The sequence below is a fragment of the Canibacter zhoujuaniae genome (assembly GCF_011752015.1).
GTDB classification, from domain to species: domain Bacteria; phylum Actinomycetota; class Actinomycetes; order Actinomycetales; family Microbacteriaceae; genus Canibacter; species Canibacter zhoujuaniae.
In genome coordinates, this window is the sequence record NZ_JAAIKA010000001.1 from 566,176 (window position 1) to 578,797 (window position 12,622).

A 12,622-nucleotide genomic window follows, 5' to 3' on the forward strand; every position below is an offset into this window, starting at 1 on the left:
CTGATCGAAAAATCCTGCCCTGCGATCCTTCCCTCCCCACCGTGCTGCGCGAGAGATATCGTGACCTATGATAGAAATTAGCCTTTCAGCAAATTCGCAGGGAGGCGGTCCCTGTCCAATACACCTGAGGAACATCACTCCTGTGACAAGCACAGCAAAAACCGCCGGAAATCTCTCGGCACTGGATAAATTCTTCGAGATCACTAAGCGCGGCTCAACCGTCGGTAAAGAAATCCGCGGTGGCGTCGTCACCTTCTTCGCGATGGCCTACATCGTGGTGCTAAACCCAATCATTCTCGGCGGCAAAGAAGACATCGCCGGGCAGATACTCGACCCCGCGCTCGTGGGCGCGGCCACCAGCCTCGCAGCGGGCTTCATGAGCATTTTGTTTGGCGTTATCGCTCGCCTACCGTTTGCTTTTGCCGCCGGACTCGGCATGAATTCATTCCTCGCAGTAAATGTTGTGGGCCTTGTCACCTGGCAAGAGGCAATGGGTATCGTTGTGATTAACGGCCTAGTGATCTGTCTGCTAGGGGCGACCGGCGCACGTCTGGCTATCTACCGCGCAGTACCCGCCTCACTAAAGGCGGCAATCAGCGTTGCGATTGGTTTCTTCATCGCTTTTATCGGGTTTGTAAACGCCGGGTTCGTCACCCGCACCCCGGGCGGCCCACCGGTACAGCTTGGAACTGACGGCTCGATCGTATCCCCACCAACCGTCATTTTTGTGCTCACCCTGATCCTCGCTGGGGTGCTGGTTGCCCGTCGCGTTAACGGCGCTATTCTGATCGCTCTGGTCATTGGCACGATTGCATCAATTATTTTTGAGGCGATCAGCCCCATCGGTTCAAAGTATGCACCGGAAAGCAACGGTATCGGCTGGGAGTCGAGCGTGCCCACCCTGCCAGAGGCAATCGTAACCCTGCCAGACTTCTCACTCGTTGGCCAGGTCGATGTTTTCGGATCATTCGCGCGCGTTGGCATAATCTCTGCGCTGATGCTGCTCTTCACTCTGGTCTTTACCAACTTTTTTGATGCTATCGGCACCATGAACGGCCTCTCGAAAGGCGCAAGTCTGCAAGATCAGGCTGGCGAGTTTCCGCGCATTAAAAGCGCTTTCCTCGTGGAAGGTGTTGGCGCGGTTGTTGGTGGCGCTACTTCAAGCTCCTCAACAACTGTTTTCGTTGAAAGCGCTGCCGGTATTGGTGAGGGTGCGCGCACCGGCCTAGCTTCGATAACCACAGGTGCGCTTCTGTTTTTGACCGCGTTCTTTACCCCGCTCACCGCTCTCGTTCCGATTGAGATCGGTTCGGCTGCCCTTGTGCTTGTTGGCACCATGATGATGAGTCAGGTGACAGAAATTGAGTGGAGTGACTTCTATGTTGCACTGCCAGCGTTCCTAACCATAGCTGCGATGCCGCTCACCTATTCAATTGCAAACGGCATTGGTGTCGGCTTTGTTTCGTACGTGCTGATTAATCTATTTGGCGGCCGAGCAAAGCGGGTGCACCCAATCCTGTTTATCGTTGCGGCTGGGTTCATCCTATTCTTCACACGTGGGCCGCTCGAGAGTCTTTTGAGTTAGGCCTACTGACCTATAAACCCACCTACAGTCTTTTGTGGGGGTATCGCGGTTTAGCGATGCCCCCACAAAAGGATCCGCTGTTTTAGTATGGGTGTTAAATATCGCGGTAATAAAAAACCTCGGTTTAGTTCACAAGAACCAAACCGAGGTAATTATTAAAACTCGTAATTTATCGACGCAGACCGAGGCGCTCAATGAGGCTGCGGTAGCGCTCGATATCTATCTTCTGCAGGTAGCCGAGCAGACGACGACGCTGACCAACGAGCAGCAGCAAACCGCGACGTGAGTGGTGGTCGTGCTTGTGGGTCTTCAGATGCTCGGTAAGATCCTTAATGCGACGTGAGAGGATAGCAACCTGCACCTCTGGTGAACCCGTGTCACCTGGCTTGGTTGCGTACTCTGCAATGATTTCCTGCTTTACCTTCGGGTCAAGTGACATGAGGCACCTTTCGTGTTGCTGCGCGGCGCCGGTCACCCTTTGTGCCGGCTCTCTCTAACCGCGGCCGTTATACGGCAGCCTTTCAATCTTAGCACTAGCATCTGACTTAACACCACACAGTCAAACAAAACGACACCCTCCAGCGCCCGCTAGGCTTAAAATTATGAACCTCAATGCCCTCTCATACTCCGACCTCACTGAGCTAAGGAGTCTCGCCGAGCGTGTCGCTCGTGATGCCGGCACACACGTCCGCAACTTACGTGAAAAAGGCGTAACAGTTGCTGCCGCTAAAAGTTCACCGGTAGATATTGTGACGCTCGGTGATCAAGCAGCAGAGCAGATTATTGTTGCGGAGTTGCGCGACTGGCGTCACAGCGACGCGATCCTCGGAGAAGAGGGCACGAATCGCGCTGGCGCGTCCGGCATCACTTGGATCCTTGATCCGATTGACGGCACAACCAACTATTTCTACAACCAGCCGAACTATTGCGTTAGTGTCGCTGCCTGCGTTGCCGACACCAGCTACAGCGAAGGATACCGCGCAGTTGCCGGCGCCGTCTATGTGCCCACCAGCGCAGAGCTCTTCTCAGCTGCGGCCGGATTGGGTGCCACTCTGAACGGGAAAAAATTGCGGATCAACGAGGCTGCGCCACTGTCTGAGAGCCTTATCGCAACCGGATTTGGCTACAGCGCCAAGAAGCGAGCCCGTCAAGCAGAAGTTCTTTTAGAGGTGCTACCCCGGGTGCGAGATATCCGTCGTTCCGGCTCTGCTGCATACGATCTCTGCGCACTGGCAGCTGGTCGCCTCGACGCTTACTATGAAGCAGGCTTAAAAGTTTGGGACTACGCGGCTGCCGAACTAATAGCACGTGAAGCAGGAGCGACAGTAACCGGAGCAGCCGCAGCGGGTGTTATAAGCAGTAAGCCGGGCACGCCACTATTAATCGCGGGCCCGGCCGAAACTGTTAAAGCGCTGCAGCCGTTGCTGCCGGCACTTAAGTAACTGGGGATTACTTCACACCAAGCAGGTCAATAACGAATACCAGCGTCTTTTTTGCGAGTGGATGGCCGGGTGCCACACCGTATGCGAGACGTGGCGGCACAATGAGCTTCCTGCGACCGCCAACCTTCATGCCTGGGATGCCCTGCTTCCAGCCCTCTACGAGCTGTGCGAGCGGAAAGTTGATGCTCTCGCCGCGACTCCATGAAGAATCAAACTCTTCACCGGTTTCGTAGTCAACACCGAGATAGTGCACGTCAACAGTTGACGATGCAACAGCCTCGGCACCATCGCCAACCACGATGTCTTCAATCACGAGCTCAGTCGGTGCTGGCCCTTCTGGGAAAGGAACTTCTGGGCGTTCTAAATTAGTCATATTTCAATTCTTGCAAACATGCCTGAAAAATCTCAGACAGTACTGGGTAGGCTTAAAGGGTGAAGTTTGCGCACATAAAGAATTCATCAACCTCCGTTCTTGAACTCGCTGTAGTGTCTGGCGACCGCGCAATCCCAGTTTCTTTGCTCGGGCAGTCGGCACGCACACTGCAAGAACTCATCAATCAAGGTGCGACTGCTCTTGACCTGCTCCGTGAAGCACTAGGCTCAGCTGGCCCAGAGGCTGGAGTGCCCTTAGACAGCGTCACCTGGGGCCCAGCAGTAATCGCACCACCGGTGACCCTAGCTGTTGGCCTAAATTATGATGAGCACGCTAGCGAATTAAGCCTGGACAATGATTCCGGGCCGGTGCTCTTCTCACTGTTTCCAAACTCATTGGGTGCACACGAAGCAACCGTTGAACTTCCGACGGCGGTAACGCGGGAGGTTGATTATGAGGGTGAGCTCGGCGTCATCATTGGCAAACCCGCAAAGAACGTCAAACTTGAAGAAGCGCTCGACTACGTTTTTGGTTACACAGTAGTAAACGATATGACCGCCCGTAATCTGCAGTTTCAAGAACCGCAGTGGTCACGCTGTAAATCCTTCGACGGCTTTTCGCCGGTTGGCCCGGTTGTGGTAACCGCTGATGAAATCCCTGACCCACAGAATCTTGCTATCACAACAGACTTTGACGGGCTGCGCGTGCAGGACTCAAACACCCGTTTTATGATTCGCTCTGTCGCGCAACTGATTGTGTCGCTCTCGCAGGCCACTACACTGCAACCGGGCACTCTTATTTCAACCGGCTCCCCCGGCGGTGCCGGCCGCAGCCGCAAACCCCCGCTTTATTTCAAAGAGGGCACCGAGTGCACTGTCACGATCGAGGGTATTGGCGCGCTCACAACACGCACCGTTGAGATTTAATCTATGCGCCAAGCCGCTTCGGTTGGCATAAATTTTGTGGGCCGGGTTGTTTTTGAAACAACCCGGCCCACAAAATTTGTTTAATTAGCTTTGCGCTTAAGAGGTCTTTTAGCCCTCACCTAGAGCGCTGGTGCTGTCAACCTCGCTCCGATCCGACACTTTGTGCGCTTCACGCACCGCATCGGTATCTGGCGCCAGGCCCGCTAGTTTCGCTGGTTGCAGCAGCTCTTCAAGCTCATCTGCATCGAGCAGGTCACGTGCAACAACCAGGTCACGAATAGGTTCGTTGTTAGCGAGAGCCTCTTTTGCCAGTTTGGCTGCCTCTGCATAACCGATAACCGGTGCAAGAGCAGTGATCACGGTGACAGAACGCGCAACAGTGTCAGCGAGGTGTGTCTCATTTGCGGTGATACCGTCAACACAGTTCACACGCAGTGTCTTGCAGGCGCGTTCGAGCCAGGTAATTGACTGGAACAGTGAGTGCGCAATAATCGGCTCGAAGGCATTCAGCTGCAACTGCCCGGCCTCAACAGCCATCGAAACAGTCACATCAGCGCCGGCAACATTGTATGCAACCTGCGACACCGCCTCTGGAATCACCGGATTAACCTTACCGGGCATAATCGATGAGCCAGCCTGACGAGCTGGCAGATTAATCTCACCGAGACCCGCCTGCGGCCCTGAAGAGAGCAGACGAAGGTCGTTAGAAATTTTTGAAAGCTTCAGGCCCAGACGCTTTAGCGCCCCTGAGAATGTCACAAAAACGCCGGTGTCGCTGGTTGACTCGATAAGGTCGCCGGCCGTTTCAAGCGGAATACCCGTCACCTCGCGCAGATGCTTGATAACAGCCTCTTTGTATCCGACAGCCGCGTTAATCCCGGTGCCAATTGCTGTGGCGCCCATATTCACTTCATAGAGCAGCTCAACAGCTTCCTGCAGCCGGTCGAGATCCTCACGCAGAGTCACACCAAATGCGTTGAACTCCTGGCCGAGAGTCATCGGCACAGCGTCCTGCAGCTGAGTGCGACCAACCTTTAGAATGCTCGAAAATTCTTTGCCCTTGCTCTCGAATGAGCTTGCGAGCAGTTCGAGCTCTTCAAGCAGGTGGCGAATAGAAAACACCAAAGCAATTTTGATCGCAGTCGGGTAGGTGTCATTGGTTGACTGACTGCGGTTGGTGTGATCGTTCGGGTTAATGAACGCGTAATCACCCTTCGGATGCCCGGCCATTTCAAGCGCACGGTTCGTGATTACCTCGTTTGCGTTCATGTTTGTCGAGGTGCCGGCACCACCCTGCACCACGCCAACAACGAACTGGTCGATAAGCGCACCGCCCTTGATCTCTTCACACGCGCGATCAATATAGGTTGCTTTCTGCTCATCGAGCGCACCAATTTCTAGGTTGGCCCGCACCGCAGCCTGCTTCACACAAGCGAACGCCTTAACAAAATCGGGATAGACAGAGATCGGGCGCCTAGAGATCGGAAAGTTCTCGAGCGCACGTGCCGTGTGCACGCCCCAGTAAGCAGTGGTTGGCACCTCAACTGAACCGAGTGAATCGGTTTCGGTGCGTGTTAGCGTTGCGAGGTAATCTGCCATTGTGTATTGCTACTCCATTGTCACTGCCGACACCTAAGCATCGGGGTCTAATACTTGCTAGCACCTAGGCTACTCCCTCTAGGTCTCTTGTGCACTAAAACGCGCTAAATCTGAAACGGCAAATTCCGTTATTTTTGACAGATCTGCGCAGGCAGTTAGCCTAGAACTTTGATTCGCTTTCAACTAAGCGGCGGATCCGATCCGCAATCGGCGGGTGGGTAGAAAACATGCGCTGCATCGCTCCGGGGCGAGTTGGATCTGCGAGCCACATATGAGCCATCGATGACTGTTGGCGCTCAAGAGGACGCGCATGACTACTAATCTTGTGTAGCGCGCTAGCAAGAGCTGTCGGGTGTCTGGTTATGAACGCGCCGGTTGCGTCTGCAAGATATTCCCTCTGCCGCGAGATCGCAAGCTGCACAACTGTTGCAACCAGCGGCGCCACAAGCATCGCGACCAGGCCAAAAACGAGCACTACCGGGTTGTTGTTATTGTTATTTTGCCGCCCAAAAAAGGCCATGCGCATCAGCACATCAGAGAGAATGCCCACAGCAACCACAAGACCGTAAACAATCATATTGACGCGAATGTCATAATTGCGCACATGTCCCAGCTCATGCGCCATAACTCCCTCAAGCTCAGCGTCGTTAAGAATCTCTAGCAGGCCCGTTGTCGCCGCAACTGACGCGGTCTCTGGGTTGCGACCGGTGGCGAAGGCGTTTGGAGCAGGGTCGTTAATGACATACACCTTAGGCATTGGCATTCCGGTTGTGATAGACAAATTCTCAACGGTGCGATACAAACGCGGATTGTCACGTTCAGAAATCTCTTGTGCGCCAGACATCGCAAGCGCTTGCCGGCTCGCCATAAAGTATTGGAAAATCGCAAATAAAATTGCGCCAGCAACAACAGTAACGCTCACTGCAGTGCTGCGGTATGCCCAGCCGGCAAGCAGCCCAAGCCCGCCAATAATGAGTACGAAAATGAGCATATACAGAATAGTGTTCACCTTATTGCGGCGAATAGCGCTGTACATACTCCCCCTTTGTGAAGTGTTTAGGAGCCGAAATCAATGCGGGGTGGTTCAGAGATAGCCGCCAGCTCTTCAACCTCAAAGAAATCACGCTCTTTAAAGCCCATGCCGCGCACAAAGATGTTGTTCGGGAATAGCTGGATCTTGGTGTTGTAATCGCGCACACCCCCGTTATAAAAACGACGTGAGGCTTGGATTTTATTTTCTGTGTCAACCAGCGCGGACTGCAGTTCAAGGAAGTTCTGACTAGCCTGCAGCTGTGGATAGGCTTCGGCAACCGCAAAGATACTCTTCAGCGCCTGCTGCATCTGCCCCTCTGCCTGGGATGCTTCAGCCGGGGTTTGTGCGTTAATCGTCGCGGCTCTAGCGCGAGTCACGCTTTCAAACACACCCGACTCGTGGCTGGCATACCCTTTCACGGTTTCAACCAACTGCGGAATGAGATCTGCCCGGCGCTTCAGCTGCACAGTGATATCACTCCAGGCTTCATCAACCCGGTTGCGCAGTTTAACCAGCGAGTTGTAGGTGACGACCACATACAGGCCGAGCACAAGCAACAAACCGACTGCCACGAGCCCAAGAATTAGTCCAATTTCCATACCCAAACTCTAGCAGTCGCATCGTTACGATCCGCTGAAACTACAGCCGCTAGGGATAACCGCAGCCTGTGTAACACTCCCAGATACTGCCGAGAAAATTCTTCTACACTAAACAGTCATTAGACGTGACAACAATATTTACTATTGAAGGAGCAGATAATGCGCGTATACGTTGCGGGAGCTACTGGACGAGTCGCAGAACAGCTGATCAAACGGTTAACTGAAAACGGGCACACCGTTGTGGCTGGAGCTCGCAAACCCGAGAAGGTGCTTACCCGCCCAGGCGTCAATCCGCACGCTCTTGACTTGCACGCAAGCGTCGCTGATCTCACGCAGCTGCTGAAAGACTGTGACGCGGTTTATTTCACAGCGGGCTCGCGCGGCAAAGACCTGCTGCAAACAGACGCGTTTGGAGCTGTCAAACTAATGCAGGCCGCAGAACAGGCGGGCGTCTCACGCTTCATTATGCTGAGCTCTATTTTTGCGACCGAGCCGGAAAAGTGGTCGGATCCAAATTTGGCAAAGATCACCAATTACAACATTGCTAAATTTTTTGCGGATCAATGGTTGCTGCACCAAACAAAACTTGATTACACAATTGTCCAACCGGGAAATTTGGTTGAGGCAGACTCTGGCTCAGGCAAGATTGCGGTGCATGTTTCACAGTCACAGCCCAACACAATTCCCAATGTTGCTCACGTGTTGGCGGAAGCGTTAGAGCAACCGCGCACAATCGGAAAAATTATCCAGATGAGTGATGGCGAAACACCCATTAAGGAAGCGCTCGCAAATTTATAGCCGTAGATTCAATTAGCTGCTCAAAGAGGGAGCTGATTATTTGTACCCCCAGTCGGACTCGAACCGACACACCTTGCGGCAGCAGATTTTAAGTCTGCCGTGTCTACCAATTCCACCATAGGGGCGCCAGATATCGAGCATAGCACTTTGTGCGCCTGGGCGACATCTCACCCGCTGGGAATATGTCTTGCGCAAGAATAGATAACTGCTGTTAAATTTCTAAAAAAGAAGGAGACATAGTTGTCATCAGCCAGCACTTCGCCCGCACGAGCCGGCAATAAAAATATCGCTCGCGACATTGCCTTTATCGCAGTGTTTGCTGCATTAATTTGGGCTTTCTCGTTTTTGAAGATCCCTGTTGGATCGCTCGGGGTGCCAATCACCCTCCAAACTTTTGCGATCGGCGTGACCGGCTTTCTTCTGGGGCCTTGGCGCGGTTTTGCAGCAACCCTGCTATACGTAGCACTCGGCCTGCTTGGGCTCCCCGTGTTCGCTGGCGGCACCGGCGGTTTCACCGTGCTGGCCGGCCCAACTGCCGGATACATTATCGCCTTCCCGCTGTTTGCGCTCCTGTGCGGCATCGTTGCAAAGCGCTGTCTGTTAAAACTCAGCGGCGTGAAGCTCTGGCTGACTCTCGGCCTGCTTGGTTTGGTTGCTAGCTTTATCACTATTCACCCGCTCGGCATCGGCGGCCTAGTTATAAACGCCAACCTCGCGCCCGCTGACGCGATCAAGGCAGATATGCCGTTCTGGCCGGGCGACGCGATTAAAAACTTCGCTGCTGCAGCGGTTGCAGTGTTCGTGCACAAAGCTTTTCCGCGACTGCTGACTGACGATTAAGCGCACCCAAAACAGCGCAAGAATTTCTAGCAGTGATTAAGTTTTATTCAGTGTCGGTGAGGGTGGCTGGTGTGCTGCCAGCCACCCCTGCGCGCGACCTCCTCACAAACATAAACGTCACAATTTCAGAAAAAATTGTCGCTCTTATCGGCGCAAACGGCTCTGGTAAATCAACGCTGCTACAGCTTATTAACGGCCTCACAAAACCGACAAGCGGCACGGTTTCAGCACCCGATCGGGTTGGTTTTGTGTTTACCGACCCTAGTGTGCAGTTGCTGATGCCAACGGTCATCGAAGATATTATGCTCTCGCTGCGGCAGCTGCCCCGCAGCGAACGCCGTGCCGCAGCGCTTCAGGTGCTTCAGTCTCTCGGGCTGGAAGATCTTGCAACACGCAGTGTGTATGAGCTATCTGCGGGGCAACAGCAACTAGTTGCCATCGCAACAGTGATGGCAACCGATCCTGAAGTTTTAGTGTTGGACGAACCAACCACCCTGTTAGATCTGCGTAACACCGAGCTTGTGCGTCGTATGGTCAAACAGTTAGCCGAGCGTGGCGTACAGATTATTATCGCAACTCACGATCTTGAGCTTGCCGCCACAACAGACCGTATACTGCTCATCGCGGATGGCAAAATTGCGGCAGATGGCAACCCAGAAACAGTAATTTCCAGCTACAGAAAGCTGTCTCAGAGTGGCTAAACGCGGTTATTTTCTCGGCCGTTACTGGCCAAACTCCGGCTGGCTGCATAATACACCCGCTGGGGTGAAAGTTAGCGCGCTTATTCTCTTTAGCGCGATCGCCGCATTCGTGCGCAGTCCACAAGTTATTTGGGCGCTTATCTGTTTCACACTCATTCTCGGACTGAGCGCGAAACTACCGCTCCGGGAATTAGTGCGCCCACTCCAGCAGATTTGGCTGCTAATTCTCGTGTTCGGAGTTATACAGTTACTGTTAGCCTCCGTTGCAAGCTTCTTTAGTGTGATTGGAGTGATGATCCTCTGTGTGTTAAACGCAACAGTTTTAATACTGACGACCAGAGTCTCTGAGCTCCTCGAACTTTTTAGAACCTGCTGCACTCCCCTGCGTCTCTTCGGAATCGATCCTGAACGCCCTGCGCTCGCAGCCGCAATCGCAATATCCGCGCTGCCGGTGCTACTAGGTCTGGTTGAGGATGCTCGTATTGCGGCAACCGCGCGCGGCCTCCAAAGGAGCATCCGAGCACGCACCCTGCCGGTTATTCTCGGCGCTGTAAAGCACGCGGAAGACACCGCAAAGGCCCTACAAGCACGCAATTTAGTGTAGTTTCAAGTCTCTGCCCGAGTTCGGGCACCAAACTTTGGCTGCTTATGCCGAAGAAATTACAGCTACCCTAAATAGGTGTAGGCCCCCGATTGGGCAGAATCGGGGGCCTACTTTGGGTATCTCCTACGGTAAAATTGGGCAGAACCGTAGGGAGCCCGCTCACCAGTTCGTTACCGAAAAGGTGAAGTTTTTATGCGGTTGCGAGCCTGTCACGCAACGCCCCAAGCTGTCGGTTTAGCTCACCGGGCACGCGGTCGCCGAATTTTGCGAAAAATTCTTCGGTCAGATCGCACTCTGCAAGCCACGACTCAGCGTCAACGTCAAAGAGTGCGTCTACATCACGCTGTTCCAGCTCAAGACCGGAAAGTTTTAACTCTCCAGCTGCTGGCACCCGCCCAATCGCTAGCGCCTCACCGGCTACTTCACCGCTAACCGAGCGGAGAACCCAATCAAGGACGCGTGAATTATCGCCAAAGCCCGGCCACAGGAATTTACCGTCAGCGTCCTTACGGAACCAGTTGACCTGGAAAATCTTAGGCGCTTTATCACCAAGGAGCTCGCCCATCTCCAGCCAGTGCCCCCAGTAGTCTGCCATGTTGTATCCGCAGAACGGCAGCATCGCGAACGGATCACGCCGCAGCTGGCCAACGGTGCCCTCCTGCGCCGCAGTTTTTTCTGAAGAGATGGTCGCGCCCATAAACACGCCATGCTTCCAGTCGAATGACTGGGCAACGAGCGGGATGTTTGTTGCGCGGCGACCGCCGAACAGAATTGCGTCGATTGGCACTCCGCTGTCAGCTTTCGCCCACTCATCGGCGAGAGTTGGGGTCTGCGTAATCGGCACAGTAAATCGTGAGTTCGGGTGTGCTGCCGGGCGGTTATCTGCTGGTGTCCAGTCATTGCCCTGCCAATCGATGAGATGCTCTGGCACAGCGTCAGTTTTTCCCTCCCACCAGACGTCACCGTCATCTGTCAGCGCAACATTTGTGTAAATCGTGTTGCCCCAGAGTGTGTTCATAGCTGTTGGGTTGGTTGACTCACCTGTGCCCGGCGCAACACCGAAGAACCCAGCTTCCGGGTTAATCGCGTACAGTCGACCGTCTGCACCGGGGCGCAGCCAGGCAATATCGTCGCCGAGGGTTTCGATCTTCCACCCGGGGATGGTCGGTTGCAGCATCGCAAAGTTAGTTTTACCGCAGGCTGAAGGGAACGCAGCCGCAACGTGGAACGCTTTGTTGGTTTCGGTGTTAGTGGCTTTAATCAGGAGCATATGCTCTGCGAGCCATCCCTCATTACGGCCGAGCACGCTCGCAATACGCAGCGCGAAGCACTTCTTTGAGAGCAGGGCGTTGCCGCCGTAACCGGATCCAAAAGACCACACTTCCAGAGTCTCTGGGAAGTGGCAAATGTATTTTGTTTCATTGCACGGCCATGCGGAGTCTTGCTCGCCAGTTGCAAGCGGCGCGCCAACACTGTGCACGGTGCGCACCCACTGCTTCCCCGCTTCAATTTCACGGTAAACTTCCGGCGTTACGCGAGCCATGATGTGCATGTTTAGCACAGCGTAGGGTGAATCAGTAATTTGTAAGCCCAACTGGGTAATTGCGCCACCGACAGGGCCCATCGCAAATGGGATCACGTACAGAGTGCGCCCCTGCATAGCACCGTCAAACAACGGTGTTAGCTCAGCCATCATTTCTTTAGGATCACGCCAGTTATTGCTGGGGCCGGCATCAATCTGCTCTTTTGAACAGATGAAGGTGCGATCTTCCACGCGCGCCACATCATCAGCGCTTGAGCGCGCTAAAAAGGAGTTGGGGCGAATATCGCGGTTGAGTTTGATGAGGCTGCCAGCTGCAACCATCTCTTCTGTCAGCTGGTTCCACTCAGCTGCACTGCCGTCACACCAGTAAATATTTTTTGGTTTGACGAGAGAAACAATCGATTCCACCCAATCGATTACTTCCTGGTTTGTAGTCTGAACTGTCTCAGTCATTTGCACCCCTGTGTTTTGTTCGCTCCGCACTCTGCCCGCACGGCAACGATTGGTTACTTCAATTTTGCGGGTTGCAACAGACCCGCAACACCAAATTTTGCGGCAAAAATACAGTTTTTTGACATA

13 protein-coding genes and 1 tRNA gene are annotated in these 12,622 nt (G+C 53.8%); 7 read left to right on the forward strand and 7 right to left on the reverse strand.

Annotated features, from left to right (window positions below; translation table 11 throughout):
• Positions 1–67: 67 nt before the first annotated feature.
• On the forward strand, positions 68–1,585 hold the full coding sequence (locus tag HCQ99_RS02675; RefSeq protein WP_166985348.1) for an NCS2 family permease: 1,518 nt from the start codon (positions 68–70) through the stop codon (positions 1,583–1,585).
• A 169-nt stretch (positions 1,586–1,754) separates the two neighbouring features.
• Here HCQ99_RS02675 and rpsO read toward each other — a convergent pair whose 3' ends face one another.
• Complete coding sequence (rpsO, locus tag HCQ99_RS02680; RefSeq protein WP_166985351.1) at positions 1,755–2,024, reverse strand: 30S ribosomal protein S15; 270 nt, start codon at positions 2,022–2,024, stop codon at positions 1,755–1,757.
• A 163-nt stretch (positions 2,025–2,187) separates the two neighbouring features.
• Here rpsO and HCQ99_RS02685 point away from each other — a divergent pair, with 163 nt between their 5' ends.
• On the forward strand, positions 2,188–3,027 hold the full coding sequence (locus HCQ99_RS02685) for an inositol monophosphatase family protein (protein WP_166985354.1): 840 nt from the start codon (positions 2,188–2,190) through the stop codon (positions 3,025–3,027).
• A 7-nt stretch (positions 3,028–3,034) separates the two neighbouring features.
• Here HCQ99_RS02685 and HCQ99_RS02690 read toward each other — a convergent pair whose 3' ends face one another.
• A complete protein-coding gene (locus HCQ99_RS02690) occupies positions 3,035–3,400 on the reverse strand; it encodes an FKBP-type peptidyl-prolyl cis-trans isomerase (protein ID WP_166985357.1) in 366 nt (121 codons plus the stop codon).
• A gap of 59 nt (positions 3,401–3,459) precedes the next feature.
• Here HCQ99_RS02690 and HCQ99_RS02695 point away from each other — a divergent pair, with 59 nt between their 5' ends.
• On the forward strand, positions 3,460–4,326 hold the full coding sequence (locus HCQ99_RS02695; RefSeq protein ID WP_166985360.1) for a fumarylacetoacetate hydrolase family protein: 867 nt from the start codon (positions 3,460–3,462) through the stop codon (positions 4,324–4,326).
• Between the two features lie 108 nt (positions 4,327–4,434).
• Here the strand turns inward: HCQ99_RS02695 and HCQ99_RS02700 are convergent, their stop codons facing one another.
• From HCQ99_RS02700 to HCQ99_RS02710, 3 genes are all read right to left on the reverse strand, one after another.
• Positions 4,435–5,925 (reverse strand): aspartate ammonia-lyase, encoded by a 1,491-nt coding sequence (locus HCQ99_RS02700; protein WP_166985363.1) that lies wholly within the window; start codon positions 5,923–5,925, stop codon positions 4,435–4,437.
• A 160-nt stretch (positions 5,926–6,085) separates the two neighbouring features.
• A complete protein-coding gene (locus HCQ99_RS02705; RefSeq protein WP_166985366.1) occupies positions 6,086–6,961 on the reverse strand; it encodes a M48 family metalloprotease in 876 nt (291 codons plus the stop codon).
• Positions 6,962–6,981: 20 nt separating this feature from the next.
• Positions 6,982–7,557 (reverse strand): LemA family protein, encoded by a 576-nt coding sequence (locus HCQ99_RS02710; protein ID WP_166985369.1) that lies wholly within the window; start codon positions 7,555–7,557, stop codon positions 6,982–6,984.
• 159 nt (positions 7,558–7,716) lie between these two features.
• Here HCQ99_RS02710 and HCQ99_RS02715 point away from each other — a divergent pair, with 159 nt between their 5' ends.
• The gene (locus HCQ99_RS02715) at positions 7,717–8,355 is read left to right on the forward strand and encodes an SDR family oxidoreductase (protein ID WP_166985372.1); all 639 of its coding nucleotides are present in this window, start codon (positions 7,717–7,719) and stop codon (positions 8,353–8,355) included.
• A 43-nt stretch (positions 8,356–8,398) separates the two neighbouring features.
• Here HCQ99_RS02715 and HCQ99_RS02720 read toward each other — a convergent pair.
• Positions 8,399–8,480 (reverse strand) — tRNA-Leu (locus HCQ99_RS02720).
• A 115-nt stretch (positions 8,481–8,595) separates the two neighbouring features.
• Here HCQ99_RS02720 and HCQ99_RS02725 point away from each other — a divergent pair.
• The 3 genes from HCQ99_RS02725 to HCQ99_RS02735 are packed head-to-tail and all read left to right on the forward strand — an operon-like array spanning position 8,596 to position 10,500.
• Entirely contained in the window at positions 8,596–9,195 is a 600-nt protein-coding gene (locus HCQ99_RS02725) for a biotin transporter BioY (RefSeq protein WP_166985375.1), read from the forward strand.
• Between the two features lie 32 nt (positions 9,196–9,227).
• Positions 9,228–9,896, forward strand: coding sequence for an energy-coupling factor ABC transporter ATP-binding protein (locus HCQ99_RS02730; protein ID WP_166985378.1), 669 nt, complete (start codon positions 9,228–9,230; stop codon positions 9,894–9,896).
• Entirely contained in the window at positions 9,889–10,500 is a 612-nt protein-coding gene (locus tag HCQ99_RS02735) for a CbiQ family ECF transporter T component (protein WP_166985381.1), read from the forward strand. Before HCQ99_RS02730 ends, HCQ99_RS02735 begins: the two co-directional genes overlap by 8 nt.
• Before the next feature lie 190 nt (positions 10,501–10,690).
• Here the strand turns inward: HCQ99_RS02735 and HCQ99_RS02740 are convergent, their stop codons facing one another.
• The gene (locus HCQ99_RS02740) at positions 10,691–12,496 is read right to left on the reverse strand and encodes a phosphoenolpyruvate carboxykinase (GTP) (protein ID WP_166985384.1); all 1,806 of its coding nucleotides are present in this window, start codon (positions 12,494–12,496) and stop codon (positions 10,691–10,693) included.
• Between the last annotated feature and the right edge of the window lie 126 nt (positions 12,497–12,622).

Excerpts from the sequence above, each read along its gene's own strand:
- HCQ99_RS02675 (WP_166985348.1), top strand. The coding sequence starts at position 68 with ATGATAGAAATTAGCCTTTCAGCAAATTCGCAGGGAGGCGGTCCCTGT.
- rpsO (WP_166985351.1), bottom strand. The coding sequence starts at position 2,024 with ATGTCACTTGACCCGAAGGTAAAGCAGGAAATCATTGCAGAGTACGCA.
- HCQ99_RS02685 (WP_166985354.1), top strand. The coding sequence starts at position 2,188 with ATGAACCTCAATGCCCTCTCATACTCCGACCTCACTGAGCTAAGGAGT.
- HCQ99_RS02690 (WP_166985357.1), bottom strand. The coding sequence starts at position 3,400 with ATGACTAATTTAGAACGCCCAGAAGTTCCTTTCCCAGAAGGGCCAGCA.
- HCQ99_RS02700 (WP_166985363.1), bottom strand. The coding sequence starts at position 5,925 with ATGGCAGATTACCTCGCAACGCTAACACGCACCGAAACCGATTCACTC.
- HCQ99_RS02705 (WP_166985366.1), bottom strand. The coding sequence starts at position 6,961 with ATGTACAGCGCTATTCGCCGCAATAAGGTGAACACTATTCTGTATATG.
- HCQ99_RS02710 (WP_166985369.1), bottom strand. The coding sequence starts at position 7,557 with ATGGAAATTGGACTAATTCTTGGGCTCGTGGCAGTCGGTTTGTTGCTT.
- HCQ99_RS02715 (WP_166985372.1), top strand. The coding sequence starts at position 7,717 with ATGCGCGTATACGTTGCGGGAGCTACTGGACGAGTCGCAGAACAGCTG.
- HCQ99_RS02740 (WP_166985384.1), bottom strand. The coding sequence starts at position 12,496 with ATGACTGAGACAGTTCAGACTACAAACCAGGAAGTAATCGATTGGGTG.